Source organism: Sphingomicrobium astaxanthinifaciens (genome assembly GCF_022865105.1).
Classification (GTDB): domain Bacteria; phylum Pseudomonadota; class Alphaproteobacteria; order Sphingomonadales; family Sphingomonadaceae; genus Sphingomicrobium; species Sphingomicrobium astaxanthinifaciens.
Genome location: NZ_JAKNYM010000002.1, coordinates 1064939 through 1082019, shown reverse-complemented (window position 1 = coordinate 1082019; position 17081 = coordinate 1064939). Strand labels below are relative to the sequence as shown.

General features: G+C 69.7%; 26 protein-coding genes. 15 read left to right on the top strand and 11 right to left on the bottom strand.

Annotated elements, in window-relative coordinates; translation table 11 throughout:
- Positions 1–119 precede the first annotated feature (119 nt).
- The 3 genes from L8951_RS09400 to L8951_RS09390 are packed head-to-tail and all read left to right on the top strand — an operon-like array spanning position 120 to position 2013.
- Complete coding sequence (locus L8951_RS09400) at positions 120–950, top strand: hypothetical protein (protein ID WP_244382769.1); 831 nt, start codon at positions 120–122, stop codon at positions 948–950.
- The gene (locus L8951_RS09395; protein WP_244382768.1) at positions 947–1546 is read left to right on the top strand and encodes a hypothetical protein; all 600 of its coding nucleotides are present in this window, start codon (positions 947–949) and stop codon (positions 1544–1546) included. The genes L8951_RS09400 and L8951_RS09395 overlap by 4 nt, the downstream gene beginning before the upstream one ends.
- Positions 1543–2013: a vgr related protein gene (locus tag L8951_RS09390; RefSeq protein WP_244382767.1), complete on the top strand. Its 471-nt coding sequence runs from the start codon at positions 1543–1545 to the stop codon at positions 2011–2013. Before L8951_RS09395 ends, L8951_RS09390 begins: the two co-directional genes overlap by 4 nt.
- On the opposite strand, the gene L8951_RS09385 is transcribed toward L8951_RS09390, so the two are convergent.
- Genes L8951_RS09385 through L8951_RS09365 form a run of 5 tightly spaced genes read right to left on the bottom strand, consistent with a single transcriptional unit; the run spans position 1972 to position 4990 of the window.
- Entirely contained in the window at positions 1972–2418 is a 447-nt protein-coding gene (locus tag L8951_RS09385) for a hypothetical protein (RefSeq protein WP_244382766.1), read from the bottom strand. The two genes, L8951_RS09390 and L8951_RS09385, sit on opposite strands and share 42 nt — an antisense overlap.
- The gene (locus L8951_RS09380) at positions 2418–2945 is read right to left on the bottom strand and encodes a hypothetical protein (protein ID WP_244382765.1); all 528 of its coding nucleotides are present in this window, start codon (positions 2943–2945) and stop codon (positions 2418–2420) included. The genes L8951_RS09385 and L8951_RS09380 overlap by 1 nt, the downstream gene beginning before the upstream one ends.
- Positions 2942–3481: a nucleotide exchange factor GrpE gene (gene grpE / locus L8951_RS09375; RefSeq protein ID WP_244382764.1), complete on the bottom strand. Its 540-nt coding sequence runs from the start codon at positions 3479–3481 to the stop codon at positions 2942–2944. Before grpE ends, L8951_RS09380 begins: the two co-directional genes overlap by 4 nt.
- Positions 3478–4509: a heat-inducible transcriptional repressor HrcA gene (gene hrcA, locus L8951_RS09370; RefSeq protein ID WP_244382762.1), complete on the bottom strand. Its 1032-nt coding sequence runs from the start codon at positions 4507–4509 to the stop codon at positions 3478–3480. The genes grpE and hrcA overlap by 4 nt, the downstream gene beginning before the upstream one ends.
- Before the next feature lie 31 nt (positions 4510–4540).
- Positions 4541–4990: a DUF6438 domain-containing protein gene (locus L8951_RS09365; RefSeq protein ID WP_244382761.1), complete on the bottom strand. Its 450-nt coding sequence runs from the start codon at positions 4988–4990 to the stop codon at positions 4541–4543.
- An 89-nt stretch (positions 4991–5079) separates the two neighbouring features.
- On the opposite strand from L8951_RS09365, the gene rph reads away from it, so the two are divergent.
- The 4 genes from rph to hemW are packed head-to-tail and all read left to right on the top strand — an operon-like array spanning position 5080 to position 7768.
- The gene (rph, locus tag L8951_RS09360) at positions 5080–5796 is read left to right on the top strand and encodes a ribonuclease PH (protein WP_244382759.1); all 717 of its coding nucleotides are present in this window, start codon (positions 5080–5082) and stop codon (positions 5794–5796) included.
- Positions 5793–6407: an RdgB/HAM1 family non-canonical purine NTP pyrophosphatase gene (gene rdgB, locus L8951_RS09355; protein ID WP_244382757.1), complete on the top strand. Its 615-nt coding sequence runs from the start codon at positions 5793–5795 to the stop codon at positions 6405–6407. The genes rph and rdgB overlap by 4 nt, the downstream gene beginning before the upstream one ends.
- Positions 6404–6583 carry a hypothetical protein gene (locus L8951_RS09350; RefSeq protein ID WP_244382755.1) on the top strand — a complete coding sequence of 60 codons (180 nt, stop codon included), beginning with the start codon at positions 6404–6406 and terminating at the stop codon, positions 6581–6583. The genes rdgB and L8951_RS09350 overlap by 4 nt, the downstream gene beginning before the upstream one ends.
- Before the next feature lie 18 nt (positions 6584–6601).
- Positions 6602–7768 (top strand): radical SAM family heme chaperone HemW, encoded by a 1167-nt coding sequence (gene hemW / locus L8951_RS09345; RefSeq protein WP_244382754.1) that lies wholly within the window; start codon positions 6602–6604, stop codon positions 7766–7768.
- Here the strand turns inward: hemW and L8951_RS09340 are convergent.
- Positions 7765–8934, bottom strand: a complete 1170-nt coding sequence (locus L8951_RS09340) for a penicillin-binding protein activator (RefSeq protein WP_244382753.1) — start codon at positions 8932–8934, stop codon at positions 7765–7767. The two genes, hemW and L8951_RS09340, sit on opposite strands and share 4 nt — an antisense overlap.
- Before the next feature lie 14 nt (positions 8935–8948).
- Here L8951_RS09340 and rsmI point away from each other — a divergent pair, with 14 nt between their 5' ends.
- The 7 genes from rsmI (at position 8949) to L8951_RS09305 (ending at position 13058) form a co-directional block, all read left to right on the top strand.
- Positions 8949–9788, top strand: a complete 840-nt coding sequence (rsmI, locus tag L8951_RS09335; RefSeq protein WP_244382752.1) for a 16S rRNA (cytidine(1402)-2'-O)-methyltransferase — start codon at positions 8949–8951, stop codon at positions 9786–9788.
- Complete coding sequence (locus L8951_RS09330) at positions 9785–10138, top strand: YraN family protein (RefSeq protein ID WP_244383228.1); 354 nt, start codon at positions 9785–9787, stop codon at positions 10136–10138. Before rsmI ends, L8951_RS09330 begins: the two co-directional genes overlap by 4 nt.
- A 33-nt stretch (positions 10139–10171) precedes the next feature.
- Positions 10172–11116, top strand: a complete 945-nt coding sequence (gene gshB / locus L8951_RS09325) for a glutathione synthase (RefSeq protein ID WP_244382751.1) — start codon at positions 10172–10174, stop codon at positions 11114–11116.
- Positions 11113–11724 carry a DedA family protein gene (locus L8951_RS09320; protein ID WP_244382750.1) on the top strand — a complete coding sequence of 204 codons (612 nt, stop codon included), beginning with the start codon at positions 11113–11115 and terminating at the stop codon, positions 11722–11724. The genes gshB and L8951_RS09320 overlap by 4 nt, the downstream gene beginning before the upstream one ends.
- Before the next feature lie 108 nt (positions 11725–11832).
- Positions 11833–12306: a hypothetical protein gene (locus L8951_RS09315; protein ID WP_244382749.1), complete on the top strand. Its 474-nt coding sequence runs from the start codon at positions 11833–11835 to the stop codon at positions 12304–12306.
- A gap of 4 nt (positions 12307–12310) precedes the next feature.
- Positions 12311–12715 (top strand): hypothetical protein, encoded by a 405-nt coding sequence (locus L8951_RS09310; RefSeq protein WP_244382748.1) that lies wholly within the window; start codon positions 12311–12313, stop codon positions 12713–12715.
- Positions 12654–13058, top strand: coding sequence for a hypothetical protein (locus L8951_RS09305; RefSeq protein WP_244382746.1), 405 nt, complete (start codon positions 12654–12656; stop codon positions 13056–13058). The genes L8951_RS09310 and L8951_RS09305 overlap by 62 nt, the downstream gene beginning before the upstream one ends.
- A gap of 9 nt (positions 13059–13067) precedes the next feature.
- Here the strand turns inward: L8951_RS09305 and L8951_RS09300 are convergent, their stop codons facing one another.
- The 3 genes from L8951_RS09300 to fsa form a co-directional block, all read right to left on the bottom strand.
- Positions 13068–13994, bottom strand: a complete 927-nt coding sequence (locus L8951_RS09300; protein ID WP_244382745.1) for a tyrosine recombinase XerC — start codon at positions 13992–13994, stop codon at positions 13068–13070.
- On the bottom strand, positions 13979–14536 hold the full coding sequence (locus L8951_RS09295) for a DUF484 family protein (RefSeq protein ID WP_244382744.1): 558 nt from the start codon (positions 14534–14536) through the stop codon (positions 13979–13981). The genes L8951_RS09300 and L8951_RS09295 overlap by 16 nt, the downstream gene beginning before the upstream one ends.
- A 77-nt stretch (positions 14537–14613) precedes the next feature.
- On the bottom strand, positions 14614–15267 hold the full coding sequence (fsa, locus tag L8951_RS09290) for a fructose-6-phosphate aldolase (protein ID WP_244382743.1): 654 nt from the start codon (positions 15265–15267) through the stop codon (positions 14614–14616).
- 83 nt (positions 15268–15350) lie between these two features.
- Here fsa and L8951_RS09285 point away from each other — a divergent pair, with 83 nt between their 5' ends.
- Positions 15351–16148, top strand: a complete 798-nt coding sequence (locus tag L8951_RS09285) for an enoyl-CoA hydratase-related protein (protein WP_244382742.1) — start codon at positions 15351–15353, stop codon at positions 16146–16148.
- Positions 16149–16154: 6 nt separating this feature from the next.
- Here L8951_RS09285 and L8951_RS09280 read toward each other — a convergent pair whose 3' ends face one another.
- A complete protein-coding gene (locus L8951_RS09280; RefSeq protein ID WP_244382740.1) occupies positions 16155–16553 on the bottom strand; it encodes a TadE/TadG family type IV pilus assembly protein in 399 nt (132 codons plus the stop codon).
- Entirely contained in the window at positions 16550–17080 is a 531-nt protein-coding gene (locus L8951_RS09275; RefSeq protein WP_244382739.1) for a TadE/TadG family type IV pilus assembly protein, read from the bottom strand. The genes L8951_RS09280 and L8951_RS09275 overlap by 4 nt, the downstream gene beginning before the upstream one ends.
- Between the last annotated feature and the right edge of the window lies 1 nt (position 17081).

The window sequence follows — 17081 nt, the reverse complement described above, 5'->3', positions numbered from 1 at the left end:
GATAGAAGGTCGCCAGCTCAACCAAGACCGATGATGACGGCCAATTCGTCGTTATTCATGGAATTCGGGGGCTCGCGAGATATGGTGGGGCGGCAAAGTCTGCGTGAGGAGCCGCAAGCATGACCAAGCGTTTCAAGGGGCCCGACCCCGGTGCGGCCCAGATCCTCGCCGCCGGGGCCGCGATCGTCGCGGGCCTCTTCGCCAAACATGCCAGCGAACAGGTCTTCGGCACGAATGGGAAGAGGCACGGCAAAAGCTCTCGCGCCAAGTCGGGCGCTGGCGGTGGCGAACAGCGTCAATATACCGATCATATCGCACAGCGCGCCGAGGCAGTGATCGCCGGTCGCAAGGCGCAGGACAAGCTGCGCGCTGCAGCGGCGCGGATGCGGATCGAGGAAGAAGCGTTCGAGCAGCTTTACGCCACTGAGGAGCGGCTCATCGGCGGGGCACCATTGTGGCTCCATGGCGCGCTGCACGATATCGCCTTCACTGACCGCGCGGCGATCGACCCCGACAGGATCGACCGACAGACCGGCGGCGCCCGCGCGGCCGTCTGGGCGACCTTCACCGATCCGACACGCAACGAACACTTCCGCATCTCCAAGGCGCAAGACGTGTCCAACTGCGGCGGCACGAGCAGCCTCGATTTCGCCGGGCGGCGCTTCTGGTATCACGTGCATGACGACCCGTTGCTCGGGCGCACGCTGTCGATCGGCCCGCGCGCTCTCAACCTCGAAGAAGCGCATTATCGCGCCCTCGCCGACCTGCTCTTCGCCGCCTTGCGTCATGAGTCGCACCTCGAGGAGGGACGCCGACTGTTGCAACCGTTCGACACGGTCGCGCTGCATTCGGCGGGCGAGAAAAGCGATTATGACGAGCTCATCGCCCAGCCCCCGCGCTTCGCTGCCACCGCGCTCGCGCTCGAGGCGCATCGGGAGCGCTGCGGATGAAATATTACGACAAGCCGCTCGGCAACGGTCGCCATGCTCGGCTCGAGGAATTGCTGGGATTCGACTGGACCCCGCGCCAGCATTTTCCCTCGGTCGATCGGCTCAAGGAATTGACGCGAAACTTCGAGCAGCATGAGCGCTTCGCCGATTATGACGCGCGGCTATATGCCAAGCTTGCCGAGGCGCATGCGCGGCTACGCGAGGACGATGCCTTCGCAAGGGGTTTCTATGCCCGGATTTCGGTTCATGCCTGGCAGGTCTCGCCGATCGTGCCGGGCACGGTGGAGGACGGCGATGGGGCGCTCGAACTCAAGGTTGGCGCGAAGAACAAGCATCTGGGCGGCCACCCCTTCGCACTCTTTTCCCGCAGTGACGGGAGCATGCGAACCGGGGTGCTGGCCGAGCGCTCCAATTGCGTCATCATTATCACGCCACTGGCCTCGGAAGCGGCGCGCGCGCTGGCCTCGTTGCTCATCCGCGATGGCGCGCAAACGATCCCGCTTTATGCGCTCGACCCGGAGATTCTCGCGCCCGGGCAGGAACATCGTTTCAACCGGCAGCTCAAATATTACGCCTTCGAGGACGAGCCGGTTTGAGCCGCCGCCCCCTCACCCCCGGCGAAATCGAGATGGCGCGCGAGATGTTCGGGGCGCAGATCGATTATGCGGCGGTCGAGATCGTCCGCAAGAAATGGATCTTCTTCCAGCCCGTGGGGGTGGTGATGGCGCCCACCGGCAACATCCATTTCCACCCGAGGAGCGAGCGCTATTCGGACGACTTTTCCAAGGAGAAGCTTACGCTGCAGGGGCTGTTCATCCACGAAATGACGCATGTCTGGCAGACCCAGCGCGGGGGCAAGTGGTTCCTGCCGCTGATCCGTCACCCCTTCTGCCGCTATGGCTATGAACTCGAGGAGGGGCGCCCCTTCCTGCGCTACGGGATCGAGCAGCAGGCCGAGATCGTGCGCCACCGCTTCCTCGCCGACAAGGGCGGCAAGCCCAAGACCATCCCCCCGCGCGCTTTATTGCCCTTTAGCGGCGGCAATGCGGGCGAGCCGGCCTAAATCCTTGTCGCGCCCGAACCAGCGCAGCAACGCCGCCTGCTCCTCGAGCGCGGGGGTGTAAAGGGTCACGCCCGCGCGCTCGACCGCGACGCGCGTGGCGAAGCGCAGCGGCGTCCACGCGCCCTCCACGCAGCGCTCGAGCCCGCCCATGATCTCGATCGGCGGCGAGACGCCGCACCAGCGGGCATAGGGGCACGAGCGATAGCGCGCGTGCGGGCGATCGGCGTGCGCCAGCCCCCAGCGCGCAAGCAGCCGCTCGCCATCGCGCTTGGAGCAGAGGAGGTCGATATCCTCGATACCGCCGGGGTCGATGCCATGGAGGACGAGCGCGGCCGAACCGATCACCCACCAGGGCTCGCGCGCCTCCTCCATCGCGGCGGCCAGTGCGGCGAAGGCGGCGTCCATCAGCTCAGGCTCGCCGACGGCGGCGGTGGCGGCGCGTCGGGGACCTGCCGCGGTCCCTCGGGCGGGGCGGGATAGATCATGCTGAGTTCGACCAGCGGCATGCCCTCGCAAGCCTCGGGGATCGGCGCGGCGAGCAGGTCGGCGCGCGCGGGGGCCTCGCCGATGAAGCCGCCGCCGCTCACGATGCGGTCGCCGTCGCGAAACCGGTGCGGGCCGACGTCGAGGAAAATCCCCTCCCCGTCCTGCCCGAGCGTGCCCGCGGTGGTGACGATGGCATGCGGCCCGTCGCGGCTGGCGTAGAGCCCGACGCAGGGACCGCCGAGCACCAGCGTGCCGCCGATCCGCGCTTCCATGAAGACGTCGGGACCACCCTCGGCGGCGCGCTTGTAGAGGATGAGGTGGGGCAGCCGGTCGGCGGGCGCGGGCGGCTGGGACACGATCGCGCCTGCGGCCGGGTCGCGGTCGCCCCGGTCCCCGCAGCCCGCCAGCGCGGCGAGCGCGAGGACGAGGGCGAGGCGGGGCCTCACGGCTTCTTCGCGACCCCGACCATGGCGGGACGCAGGAGGCGGCCCTTGAGCGTGTAGCCGGGCTGCATTTCCTCGACGATGGTGCCGGGTTCCGCCTCGTCGGAGGGGATCTCGATCATCGCCTGGTGGACGTTGGGGTCGAGTTCGAGCCCCTTGGCGGCGATGCGTTCGATCCCCTGCCGGGTGAAGATCGCGTCCATCTCGCGCAGCGTCGCCTCGATCCCCTCGATGAACTTGGCGGCACGCCCCTCGCGCGCCTCGTCGGGGACATGGTCGAGCGCGCGCTCGAGGTGGTCCTTCACGCTGAGCATGTCGCGCGCAAAGTTGGACACCGCGAACTTGGTCGCGTCCTGCTTTTCCTGCTCGAGCCGGCGGCGCACGTTCTGCACCTCGGCGGCGGCGTAGAGCGCCTTCTGCTTGGTTTCCTCGAGCTCGGCCTCGAGCGTAGCGAGCCGGTCATGCTCCTGCAGTTCGGGGCTTTCCTCGGCGGTTTCCTCGCGAAGCTCTTCGGCCTCGGTGTGATTCTCTTCGGTCATGGCATCCGTCTCGTAAGCGCTTCGGCGGTGAAGTCCACCATCGGGACGACCCGCGCATAGTTCAACCGCGTCGGGCCGATCACGCCGATCACCCCGACCACCTTGTCATCGGCGTCGCGATAGGGCGCGGCGATGACGCTCGAACCCGACAACGCGAACATGCGGTTTTCCGATCCGATGAAGATGCGCACGCCCTCCCCCTCGCGCACGCGGTGGAGCAGCTTGGCGATCTCGTTGCGGTTCTCGAGTTCCTCGAACAGTTGCTTGACGCGCTCGAGGTCCTCGGCGGTCTGGTCGTCGAGCAGGTTGGCGCGCCCGCGCACGATCAGCACCTCGCGGCTGGCCTGGTCGCGGCCCCATTCGGCGAGCCCCGCGGCGACGAGGTCGGCGGCGCGATCGTCCAGCGCCTCGCGACGTTCGGCGATGTCGCGGCGCAATTGCTGCTCGGCCTCGGCGAGCGTGCGCCCGGCGAGCCGCGAGGACACATAGTTGGCGATCTCGTTCAAGGCGATCGGGCTGGTCCCGGGGGGCAGCGGGACGATGCGGTTCTCGACCGAGCCGTCATCGCCGACCATCACCGCGAGCGCGCGCCCCTCGTCGAGCGCCATGAAGGCGAGCTGTTTCAGCCGCGCCTCGCGCTTGGGCGCGGTGACGATGCCGGCGCAGGCGCTCAGCCCCGAGAGTCGCTGGGTGGCGGCGGCGATCGCCTGGTCGACGGGCTTGCCCTCGAGTTCCTCCTCGATCGCGCGGCGCGCGCCGGCGGGGGCCTTGCGCGCCTGCATCATGCCGTCGACGAACAGCCGCAGCCCGGTCTCGGTGGGCACCCGCCCCGCGCTGGTATACGGGCTGGCGAGCAGCCCGCGCGCCTCGAGTTCGGCCATCACCCCGCGAATCGAGGCGGGCGACAGCGCCACCCGCTCGGTCAGCGCTTTCGAGCCGACGGGCGCGCCCTGTTCGAGATAGGTCGACACGACCTGCCCGAAGATTTCGCGCATGCGTTCGGTCAGATCGCCCAGCTTCTCGCTCATGGGGGCGATGTAGGGCGCCGCGCGCGGATCCTCAACGGTCGAGATAGATATCGAGCGGCAGCACGTCGGGCGCGTCGGCCAGCGCCTGGAACATCGCCCGGTTCATCTCGAGGTCGCAGCCGTAATTGATCACCAGCCGGTCGGTCTGCTTGTCCTCGGTCCAGCTGACGATGACCCCGGGCGCGTCGCTCGTCCAGCGGTCGTTGCATTCGCCGGGGGTCGCGAGGCTGCGCACCCCCTCGGGGCGATAGGGTTCGAGCGCGGCGCGGAAGCGCTCGAACTCGGCGGGGCTGACGACGAACATGCGCTGCCCCACCAGCTTGACGTGCTCGCCGCCCTCCCAGACCGCGATGCCGTCGGCGTTGACCCCGAGCCGATAGACCGCGCAGCTCCCCAGGCAGGGGGTGGTCTCGTAGGTGATGGCGAGCGGTTCGGGGCGCTTTTGCAGGCTCGCGCACCCGGCCAGCGCCAACCCCATCATCAATAGCCCCATTCGCCGCATGTCACCCTCCCCTTTCAGGCGCGCCCAGCTTGGGCTAGGGCGATCGCGAACACAAGGAGAGAGTCCCCATGCGCCCATCCGGCCGCGCGCCCGACGAATTGCGCCCCATCAGTTTCGAGGCGGGCTTCACCCGCCACGCCGAAGGCAGCGTGCTCGCCAGCTTCGGCGACACCAAGGTGCTGGTCACCGCCAGCGTCGAGTCCAACCTGCCGCCGTGGCTGCGCGGCAAGGGCAAGGGCTGGGTCACGGGCGAATATGGCATGCTGCCCCGCGCCACCCATACCCGCGGCAACCGCGAGGCGGCACGGGGCAAGCAGTCGGGCCGGACGCAGGAAATCCAGCGGCTGATCGGACGCAGCCTGCGCGCGGTGGTCGACCTCGAAAAGCTCGGCGAACGCCAGATCACCCTCGACTGCGACGTCATCCAGGCAGACGGCGGGACGCGCACGACGAGCATCTCGGGCGCCTGGGTGGCGCTGCGCATCGCGGTCGACAAGCTGCTCGCCGAGGGCAAGCTCGAGGAAGACCCGATCCTCGCGCAGGTCGCGGCGGTGAGCTGCGGCGTCTATAATGGCACCCCGGTGCTCGACCTCGATTATCCCGAGGACAGCTCGGCGGGCTCGGACGGCAATTTCGTCCTGACCAGCGACGGCAATATCGTCGAGGCGCAGATCAGCGCCGAGGGCGAGACCTTCGACCAGGAAGGGCTCCTGCGGCTGATGCGGCTCGCCGAGATCGGCTGCAAGGAGATCTTCGCGGCGCAGCTGCAGGCGGCGGGCAAATGAAGCCGATCGGCCCCAAGCTCGTCCTCGCCACCCACAACAAGGGCAAGCTCGAGGAGATCGCCGATCTCGTCGCGCGCTTCGGGATCGAGGTCGTCGGCGCCGAGGAAGCGGGGCTCCCCGAGCCCGAGGAAACCGGCGTCACCTTCATCGACAATGCCGAACTGAAGGCGCGGCAGGCGGCCGACCTGTCGGGGCTACCCGCGCTCGCCGACGACAGCGGGCTGTGCGTCGAGGCGCTGAACGGCGATCCGGGCGTGCGCTCGGCGCGCTGGGCCGAGGACGCGGAGGGCAACCGCGACTTCTTCCGCGCGATGGAGAAGGTCGAGACCGCGCTGCAGGCGTTGGGCGACGACGTCAGCCGCGACGCGCATTTCACCTGCGCGCTCTCGCTCGCCTGGCCCGACGGGCGCACCGAGACCTTCGAGGGCAAGGTGCATGGCGAACTGGTCTGGCCCCCGCGCGGCGACAACGGCTTCGGCTACGACCCCATGTTCGTGCCGACCGGCCACGCGCTGACCTTCGGCGAGATGGAGCCGGCGAAGAAGCATGGCATGAGCCATCGCGCCGATGCCTTCGCCCAGCTGCTCGCCTGGCTGGACGCCCGGCAATGACGCGGCGCCTGAGCATCTACTCGGGCGTCGGCGCGGCGGTGCTGCTGCTCGCGCTGATCGGCGCCGCATGGCACCTGTGCGGGCTCGAGGGCGCGCCCGATCGCCTGTCGATCGCCTATCTCACGCTGGTCGGGGTGGCGATCCTCGCCTACGACCGCTTTCGCTTCATCGACTAAAGCCGCAAGACCACCGCCATGACCGCCCCCGCCCCCGCCCCGTCGAGACCCGCGGCGGACGCGCCGCCGCTCGCGCTCTATGTCCACTGGCCCTTCTGCGCGAAGAAATGCCCCTATTGCGATTTCAACAGCCATGTGCGCGAGGCGGTCGACCAGGCGGCGTGGCGCGCCGCGCTGCTGGCCGACCTCGCGCATGAGGCCGCGCTGACCCCCGGCCACCGGCTGACCAGCATCTTCTTCGGCGGCGGCACGCCGAGCCTGATGCCGCCAGAGACGGTGGCGGCGGTGATCGATGCGGCCGCTCGCCACTGGGCTTGCGCCGAGGACCTCGAGGTCACGCTCGAGGCCAACCCGCAGAGCGCCGAGGCCGCCGGGTTCAGGGCGCTGGCGAGCGCCGGGGTCAACCGGCTCAGCCTCGGGCTGCAGCGGTTCGACGATGCCAGCCTCGCCTTTCTCGGGCGGCTGCACAGCGCCGCCGAGGGGCTGCGCGCCTTGGAGGCGGCGCAGGCGGCGGTGGAGCGGGTGAGCTTCGACCTCATCACCGCGTTGCCCGGCGATACGCCCGAGCGCTTCGACAAGGTGCTCGACCGCGCCATCGGGCTGGGCACCGAGCATGTCTCGCTCTACCAGCTGACGATCGAGCCGGGGACGCGGTTCGAGACGATGGTGCGCAAGGGCGCCTTCACGCCGATCGACGAGGACCTGGGGGCCGAACTGTTCGAGCTGACGAGCGCGCGCATGAGCGCGGCGGGGCTGCCCCCTTACGAGATTTCCAACCACGCCCGCCCGGGCGCCGAGAGCCGCCACAACCTCGCCTACTGGCGCTACCGCGACTATGCCGGCATCGGCCCCGGGGCGCACGGACGCCGCGGCGGGCTGCGCACCTTCCGGCACCGCAAGCCCGAGAATTTCCTCGCCGCGGTGGCGCGCAACGGCCACGGGCTGCGCGAGGAGGCACCGCTCGCCCCGCGCCAGGCGGCGCGCGAGGCGCTGGTCATGGGGCTGCGGCTCGCCGAGGGCATCGACCCCGCGGCGATGGCGGCGCGCTTCGGGGTCCCCGCGATCGACGAGGACGCGGCGCGGCGGCTGGTCGACCAGGGGCTGCTCATGTGGGACGAGCGGCTGCGGCTGAGCCCCGCCGGTCGCCTCCTCAACGACGCGATCCTCGCCGAGATCGCGCTCTAGTCGTCGAAGCGGGTCGAGGCCGGGCTCACCACCTCGGTGCCGCTCGCGGTCACGCGACGCACCTCGAGCGCGCGCTCGGCGATGCCGTCGGAACCGAAGCGGAAGATGCCGTCGACCCCGGCGAACCCGTCGCGATCGACCAGCCGCGCCTCGGGAAAATCGTCCCCGACCTGCCAGTCGCGCGCGAGCCGGACGACGAGGAGCGTGGCGTCATAGCCGAGGCTGGCGAGCCGGTAGGGGGCGCTTTCATAGGTCGCGCGGTACCGGGTGACGAGCTGGTCGAAGCGCGCATCGGGCACCGCCGCGAACACCGCGCCGCGCATCGGCGCCACGCGGCCGAGCCCTTGGTCGGCGGCCCACAATTCGGTCCCCATCAGCGTGCCCGACAGCTGGAGCGAGGGGGCGGCGATCTGCGCGATCCGCCCCGAATCGGCGATCAGCACCATGTCGACCCCCTCGGTCCCCGCGATCGCGCGCGCGGCGCGCTCGACGTCGGCGCGGCTGCGCTCGTAGGTCTCGAGCCGGGCGACGCGACCGCCGCTGCGGTCGACCGCGGTGAGGAAGGCCTGGATCGCGCGCTGGCCGTAGACGCCGGTCGAGCTCATCCCGGCATAGACCTCGGCGCCCTGGCTGGCGGCATAGTCGACGATCCGGTCGATCGACTGGGTCGGCGTGAACCCCATGATATAGACCCCGTCGCCGGCCACCCCCTCGTCGTTGGAGAAGGCGAGGACGGGGACGTCGGCGGCATCGGCGAGCGGCGCGACGAGGCGGACATTCTCGCCCCGCAGCGGGCCGAGGAAGAGCCGGTTGCCCTCGGCCAGCGCGGTGCGCGCCGCGGCCTCGGCCCCGCCCGCGCCGGCGGTGTCGTAGATCGACAGCCGGATCGTCTCTTCCTTGGTGTCGGTGAGCGCCATCGTCGCGGCCTGCGCGATCGAACGGCCGATCGCGGCATTGTCGCCGCTCAACGGCACCAGCACGGCGACGCGGTTCTTCTCCTGCTCGGGCGCGGGCGCGTCGGGTCGCGGCGCGGCGGTCTCGGCGGGCGGCGGCGCGGTCGGGGGCTCGACCCGCGGGGTGGCCTGGCAGCCGGCGAGCAACAACGCCGCGATGCCCAGCGCGCCGGACTGGAAGGGGGCTCGCGCTTGCGCGCCTGCGTCAATCATGGCTCATGTCCCTCATGAAGAATCTCGAAATCTCGCCCGGCCTCTATATCGTCGCGACCCCGATCGGCAATCTTTCCGATCTCAGCGCGCGCGCGGGCGCGACGATCGCGGCCGCCGACCTGCTGCTGGTCGAGGACAGCCGCGTGACTGGCAAGCTGCTCGCGCACCTCGGGCTCAAGAAACCGATGCGACCCTATCACGACCATAGCAAGGAAGCCGATCGCGAGGCGATCCTCGCGATGCTGGCCGACAAGGTCGTGGTGCTGGTCTCCGACGCCGGCACCCCGCTCATCTCCGACCCCGGCTACAAGCTGGTCCATGCGGCGCGGGCACGCGGACTGCCCGTCGGCGCGGTGCCCGGACCGAGCGCGCCGACGATGGCGCTGACCTTGTCGGGGCTGCCGACCGATCGCTATCTCTTCGCGGGCTTCATCCCGAGCAAGGACAAGGCGCGCGCCGACCTGTTCGAGGAACTGGCCGGGCTGCGCGCCACGCTGGTCTTCTTCGAGACCGGCCCGCGGCTCGCCAAGAGCCTTGCCGCCGCCGCCGAGGTGCTCGGCAACCGCCCCGCCGCGGTCGCGCGCGAGCTGACCAAGATGTTCGAGGAAGTCGCCACCGGGACGCTCGAGGAGCTTGGCCAACGCTATGCCGACACCCCGCCCAAGGGCGAGATCGTGCTCGTCATCGGCCCGCCGGGCGAGGACGAGGCGCCCGACGATGCCGCCATCGACGCCGCCATCGACGAAGCGCTCGAAAGCCTCAGCCCGAGCCGCGCCGCCAAGGAGGTGGCGACCCGCTTCGGCTTGAAGAAGAACGACGTCTATGCGCGCGTGCAGCAAAGGGTGGCCAGCTGAACCGGCAGCAGGCCGAGGCGCGCAGGCGGCAGGGCGAGCGCGTCGCCGCCTGGTGGCTGCGGCTCAAGGGCTGGCGCATCCTCGAGCGGCGCGTGCGCACCGGGGTGGGCGAGATCGACCTCGTCGCGCGCAAGGGCAATGTCGTGGCCTTCGTCGAGGTCAAGACCCGCCCGACCATCGAGGAGGCGCAGGGCTTCCTCGAGCCGCGCACCCTGCGCCGCGTCATCGCCGCCGCCGAGGCGCTCGCGCCGATCTATGTCGCGCAGGGCCATGACGTGCGCATCGACGCGGTGCTCTGCGCGCCCGGGCGCCGGCCGCTCCACCTCGAAAATGTCTGGCAGGGTTGGTGACAAGTTAACCCATTGATCCTAGGGGGCTCTCCCATGACCCGTACCATTGCCTTCCAGATGGACCCGCTCGAGGACATTTCCATCGCCGGCGACAGCACCTTCGCGCTCATGCTCGAGGCCCAGGCGCGCGGCTATGCGCTCTACGAATACCAGCCCGGCGCCCTGTCCTATCTCGACGGCCGCGTGCGCGCATGGGCGCGCCCGGTCACGGTGCAGCGCGAGGAAGGCGGTCATTTCCGCGCGGGCGACTATCGCCATCTCGATCTCGGCCGCGACACCGACGTCGTCTGGGTGCGGCAGGACCCGCCCTTCGACATCGCCTATGTCACCGCCGCGCATCTGCTCGAGCGCGTGACCGGCGAGAGCCTCGTCCTCAACGATCCCGAGGCGATCCGCTCGGCCCCCGAAAAGCTCTTCGTGCTCGACTTCGCGCGCTTCATGCCGCCGACGCTGATCACGCGCTCGGAGGCGGAAATCCGCGCCTTCCTCGCCGATCATGGCGAGATCGTCGTCAAGCCGCTCCACGGCAAGGGTGGCGAAGGCGTGTTCCGCATCGGTCCGGACGCGCGCAACCTGTCGAGCCTCGTCGACTTCTTCGCGCAGGAGATGAAGGAGCCCTTCATCGCGCAGGCCTTCCTCCCCGCGGTCAGCGAGGGCGACAAGCGCATCATCCTCGTCGACGGCGAGCCGATCGGCGCGATCAACCGCATCCCGGCGCAAGGCGAGTTTCGCTCCAACCTCGTCGCCGGCGGCACGGCGGCCAAGGTCGGCCTCACGCCCCGCGAGCGCGAGATCTGCGCCGCCTTGGGCCCCGAGCTGAAACGGCGCGGGCTGCTGTTCACGGGCATCGACGTGATCGGCGGCCTGCTCACCGAGATCAACGTCACCAGCCCGACGGGACTCGTCGCGCTCGACCGGTTCGACGGGATCAACAGCGCCGGGCTGATCTGGGACGCGGTCGAGGAGCGCCTCAAATGACCGACTGGGTGGTCGATCTCATCGACAAGGGCGGCGAACTCGCCGTTTTCCTCCTGATGTTCCTCGAGACGGTGTTCCCGCCGATCCCGTCCGAACTCATCATGAGCCTCGCGGGCATCCGCGCGGGCCAGGGGCAGATGTCGCTGACCGCGATCATCGTCGCCGGCACCGCGGGGGCGATGGCGGGCAATGTGTTCTGGTACGTCATCGCCCGCTGGCTCGGCATCGAGCGGTTCAAGCCGATCATCGACCGCTGGGGCCGCTGGCTCACCATCACCTGGCCCGAGGTCGAGCGCGGGCGCAAGTGGTTCGCGCGCTACGGGACCTTCTTCGTCTTCCTCGGGCGGATGCTGCCGACCGTGCGCAGCCTCGTCTCGATCCCCGCGGGGATGCTCAAGATGCGCTGGCGCAGCTTCCTCATCGCCTCGACGCTGGGGACCGCCGGCTGGACCGCGCTCCTCGCGGTCGCGGGCTACCAGCTGGGATCCAACTTCGAGGAGATCGACGACTTCCTCGGGCCGATCTCGACCGCGATCGTGGCCACCCTCCTGATTGCCTATGTCTGGCGGCTGTGGACCCATCGCAAGGTTGGTAAAGGCTCCGTTTAGGATCATCGGGGCGCGGATTTGCGGCATTTGCCACTGCGCCGATCCGGAGCTTTACCGCCGCGTTAACGACTGGCCGTGTTGCTCGCTCGCGTCACGAGGGAGAGACACATGACGCACCGTTTCCGCCTGTTCGCGCTCGCCCTGGCCTCGCCGTTCCCGTTCAGGGCGGCGGCCGGCGCGCAGCAGATCGACTTCGACGCCACCGTCGCCGACAGTTGCACGATGACCGTGCCCGCCAACGGGACGATGGCGGTCAGCACCGAGGGCACCACTCTCGGCACCGAGGAGCCGGGGGGCAGCCCCGCCTCGCTCGTCGTCAACGCGACCGGCAGCAATCCCACCGTCACCTTCGGGGCGCCGAGCCTGGCCACCTCGCCGGTCGGCTGGAGCGCGACCCCGAGCCTCGGCATCGCCTATACCTCGAGCGGGGGCGCCAACCAGGCCTATACCGACCAGGAAACGAGCCACGCGGTCGGCGCGCTGTCCGACAGCTTCGTGGTCCACGGCCGGATCGTGGCGAGCGAGGGGTTCGCCTCGGGCGACTATGTGCTGCGCACCGTCGTCACCTGTTCGCAGGGCTGAGCCGATGCGCGCGCTCCTGTTCGCCCTCGCACTGGCGGCAATCGCCGCGCCGGGTGCCGCGACCTCGTTCGGCCCGCTCGCCAAGACCGGGGTGACCGACGGGCCGCGCAAGGGGTTCTACCTCCAGCTGCGCAATGCCTATCGCACCGCCCAGACCTTCGAACTGCACGGCTATGAGGCCGACGGGGTGACCCCGGCGGCGCGGCTCGCCATCCTGCCCGCGACCACCCGGCTCGGCGGCGGGCGCCAGCGCCGCGTGCTGGTCATCGTCGACGGCCTCGCGCCCGGCGAGACGCGCCGCGTTCGCGTCTGCGCAGCGCGTGCCCCCCAACCCGAGGAGAGCCTCTATGCTCGCATCTGCTCGACGCTTGTCGCGCGTCGCCTGCCTCGTCGCGCTCGTGGCGGCTGAGCCGCTCGCGGCGCAACATGTCTACCTGCCCGCGCCGCCGCGCGGTCCCGGCGGGGAAGACGTGATCGAGACCCAGAACGGCACCCGGTGCCGCCAGAGCATGAACGCCAACGGCGCCTATCTCGATGTCGGGGCGGTCGGCTCGACGGGCAATTACCGCGACCCCTATGTCGGGCCGTGGAACCACCGCGTCGACGGGCGCGAGGACCAGGTCACGGGCTATGTCCGCATGACCCTCCCGCTCGGGCGGCAGCCACGGCGACTCGACTGTTCGCGGCTCTACGAGATGGAGTTGCAGCGGTTGCGCCGCGAGATCGAGCTGCTGCAGATGGCGACCGAGTGAGCGGCACGCTCAGCGCCCGCGCGGATGCGCGTGGCGATAGACGTCGAGCAGCCGCGCGGCATCGACGCTGGTGTAGATCTGGGTCGAGGACAGGCTGGCATGGCCGAGCAGTTCCTGCAGCGAACGCAGGTCGGTCCCGGCGGCGAGCAGGTGGCTGGCAAAGCTGTGCCGCAGCGCGTGCGGCGTGAGGCTGTCGGGCAACCCCAGCTCGGCGCGCGCGTTGCGCACCGCGCGGCGCACGAGGTCGGCCGACAGCCGCCCCCCGCGCACCCCGCGAAACAGCGGGTCGCCCGCGCCCAGCGGCCACGGACAGGCGCGCGCATAGTCGGCGATCGCCTCGGCCACCGCGGGCACGATCGGCACCACGCGCGGCTTGCCCCCCTTGCCGGTCACGCGGATCGTCTCGCCCACCGGCAGCTGCGCCGCGTCGAGCGCCATCGCCTCGGCGATTCGCAGCCCCGCGCCATAGAGGAGAAGCAGGATCGCGAGATCGCGCTTGCCCACCCACGGCGCCGAGGCGGCCGCGCGGGCGCTCTGCCCGAGCGCCTCGACGTCGGCCGGGCTCGAGGGGCGCGGCAGCGTGCGCGGTCGCTTGGGCGCGCGGGTGGTGGGCACGCGCGGCGGCTCGCCCGCCTCGATCGCGACCCATTTGAGGAAATTGCGCACCGCCGACAGCTCGCGCGCCGCCGAGGCGGCACCGAGGCCCTCGCTGCGCCGCTGTGCAAGGAAGGCCCGCAGGTCGACCGCCGCGAGCGAGAGCAGCGCGAACTTGCCGATCTCCTCGCCGCGATGGCGCCCGAGAAAGTCGACGAAGCGAAAGCCGGTAGCGCGATAGGCGCGCACCGTGTGCGCGCTCAGGCGGCGGTCGTTCTCGAGATGCGTGGCCCAGCGCACGACGGTCGCGCGCGCGGGGTGGGCGTTCAGCCCCGGCTGCACCGCACCAGCATCGCGCCGAGGGTCTCGCCGAGAAAGGCGAGGAGCTTGGCGCCATGCGCCCCGTCGAGCGGCAGCCTGTCTTCCTGCCCGAGGAGGATGAGCCCGGCGAGGCGGCCCTTCTCGGCCTCGAAGGGAATGAGCGCCTCGGTGCGGATCGCCGCCGCGGCGCGGCCGAACAGCGGGTCGCCATGGTTGGTGGCGCGCATCTGCACCTTGCCCAGCCCCATCGCGCGGGTGATCCACGCGGGCTCGAGCCGGTGGTTGCCCGCATGATCGATGCGATAGGCCTTGCCGCCCGCTTTGAGTGCGACCGCGGCATGGTCGACCTCGAGCAGCCGTGCCCAGTCGTGGACGATGGTATCGAACAGCGCGGGCACTGTCTCGCACCGCATCAGCGACAGCGCGGCATGGTGGATCGAGGCGGTCGCGCCGGCATGGCCGCGCGCGAACGCGATCGCGTCGTCGCGCGCCACCTCGGCGGCGCCGAGACGGTCGCGCAGGCTCTTCAGCGCCCGATCCTCGAAGCGAATCACTTCTGCCATGGGCCCCTTCTACCCCAGAAGGGTTAAGAGCGAGATAGGGCGGCGCGATTTTTCACCGCTTGGCGCCCCCGCCATGCTCAGCCGATCGTCTGCCCGGTCGCTTCCCAGTCCTTGAGGAAGGCGGCCAGCCCCTTGTCGGTAAGCGGATGGTTGAACATCTTCCAGATCACCTCGGGGGGGGCGGTCATGACGTCGGCGCCGAGCTTGGCCGAATCGTGGATATGCACCGGGTTGCGCACGCTCGCGACGAGGATCTCGGTGTCGAAATCGTAATTGTCGTAGATGAGCCGGATGTCGGCGATGAGTTCGATACCCGGATAGCCGACGTCGTCATGCCGCCCGACGAAGGGGGAGATGAAGCTGGCCCCCGCCTTGGCCGCGAGCAGCGCCTGGTTGGCCGAGAAGCACAGCGTCACGTTGACCATCGTGCCGTCGCCGGTGAGCGCCTTGCAGGTCTTCAACCCATCGCGCGTCAGCGGCACCTTGATCGCGATATTGTCGGCGATCTTGCGCAGCACCTCGGCCTCGCGCATCATCTCGCCATGCTCGGTGGCGACCACTTCGGCCGAGACCGGACCGTCGGTCAGCGTGCAGATTTCCCTGGTCACCTCGATGATGTCGCGCCCCGACTTCTTGATCAGCGAGGGGTTGGTGGTGACGCCGTCGAGCAGGCCGGTGTCGGCCAACTCCTTGATCGCGTCGATGTCGGCGGTGTCGGCGAAGAATTTCATGGCAATGGCTCCCTCGGGGTGGCGCAGGTTTCGGCTATCCGATAGCCAAAGCGACACGCGCCGTCACCCGGCCAGAAAGGAAAATGATGAGCGAGCATATCAGGATCAGCAAGCAGGACGGTCGGCTCGACATCCGGCTGGCGCGTCCCGAGCGGCGCAACGCCATCACGATCGCCATGTATGACGCGATGGCGGACGCGATCGAGGCGGCCAACGCGGAGGAAGCGGCGACCCGCCTCATCACCCTGTCGGGCGAGGGCGAGGACTTCACCGCGGGCAACGACCTGATGGATTTCCTCCAGGAAATGCCGCAGCCGGGCAGCCACAGCGACGTGCCGGTGTGGCGCTTCCTGCGCGCGCTCGCCAACAATGTGGTGCCGATCCTCGCCCGGGTGCAGGGCAATGCGATCGGGATCGGCACGACCATGCTGTTCCACTGCGACCTCGTGGTGGTGAGCGAGGCGGCGCGCTTCAAGATGCCCTTCACCGAGCTTGGGCTGGTGCCCGAGGCGGCCTCGAGCCTGCTCCTGCCCGAACTGGCGGGGCGGCGCGCGGCGGCGCGCTACCTGCTGCTGGGCGAGGGTTTCTCGGCGGCCGAGGCCAAGGCGATCGGGCTGGCGAGCCATGTCGCCCCGGCGGATGAACTCGAGGCGATGGGCGAGAAGGTGGCGGCGCTCTTGCTGTCGCGCCCGCCCGAGGCGGTGCGGCTCACGCAGGCGCTGCTGCGGCGCGCCGACCGCGAGGCGCTCCTGCAGCGGATGGACCTCGAGAACGGCAAGTTCGCCGAACGCCTCGCCTCCGATGAACTCAAGGGCGCCATCGCCGCCTTCTTCGCCGCGCGCAGCGGCGGCGGCGACGGGGGTGGCGGCGACCGCTCCTAGCCGCGGCTAGTTGGCGACATAGACCCGCTTGTTGCGCGACAGCGAGATATCGGGGCCGGGCAGAAACAGCAGGTCGGTCTTCTGGTTGTAGGTCACCTCGAGGTCCACATAGCCGCCGATGTTGTTGTAGGTCGGCTCGGCAATGGTGAAATTGCCGGGGCCGATGCCGTAGACGCGGCGGTTGATCTCGTTGGTGATGTCGGTCTTGGTCGGGGTCGGATAGATGGTCGCCAGCCGCGCGCCCTCGCCGAGCGCGTGCTGCATCCCCGCGACCGCGCGCATGACCAGCCCCATCTGCACCACCATCCACAGGAGGATGATGAAGATCGGCAGCGCGAAGGCGAGTTCGATCGCCGCGGCACCCTCTTCGCGTCGGCCGAGCCGCTTGATGAAGCGCTTGATCATTGCGTGCGGATCCCTGTTTCAACGGTGATCGGGAACTTGCCGTCCTTCGAGGCGATGCCGACGTAGCTGGGATTGATGACCGGTTCGAAATCGTCGACGATGGTCACGGTGAGATAGCGGCGCTCGAGCGAGGTGCCGCTCGGGCAATCCATCGCCGAGGTGTCGATTTCCGACCACGCCTTGCCGGCGTCGAGCTGCGCCTGCACCGCGGCCACGGCGGCGCTGATGTCGCTGTCGGTGCCGTCGCATTCGCGTACGTAGCTGACCGTCACCTGGTCCTCGGGCACCTGCGCGGCGGCGGCGGCCTCCTTGCCGAGCGTGCCGTGGACGGTCTCGGTGGTGGTGGTCTGCATCACCTTTTCGATCGCGCGCTGCGCGCCCTGCTCGATCGCCAGCTTGCGGCTGTAGGCCATCGACAGGTCGACGACGCCGACCACCATCAGCGCCATCACCGGCGCGCACAGCGCCAGCTCGATGGTGGCCGAACCGCGCCTGTCGGCGAGCATCGCGTGGATCTTGTGGATCATG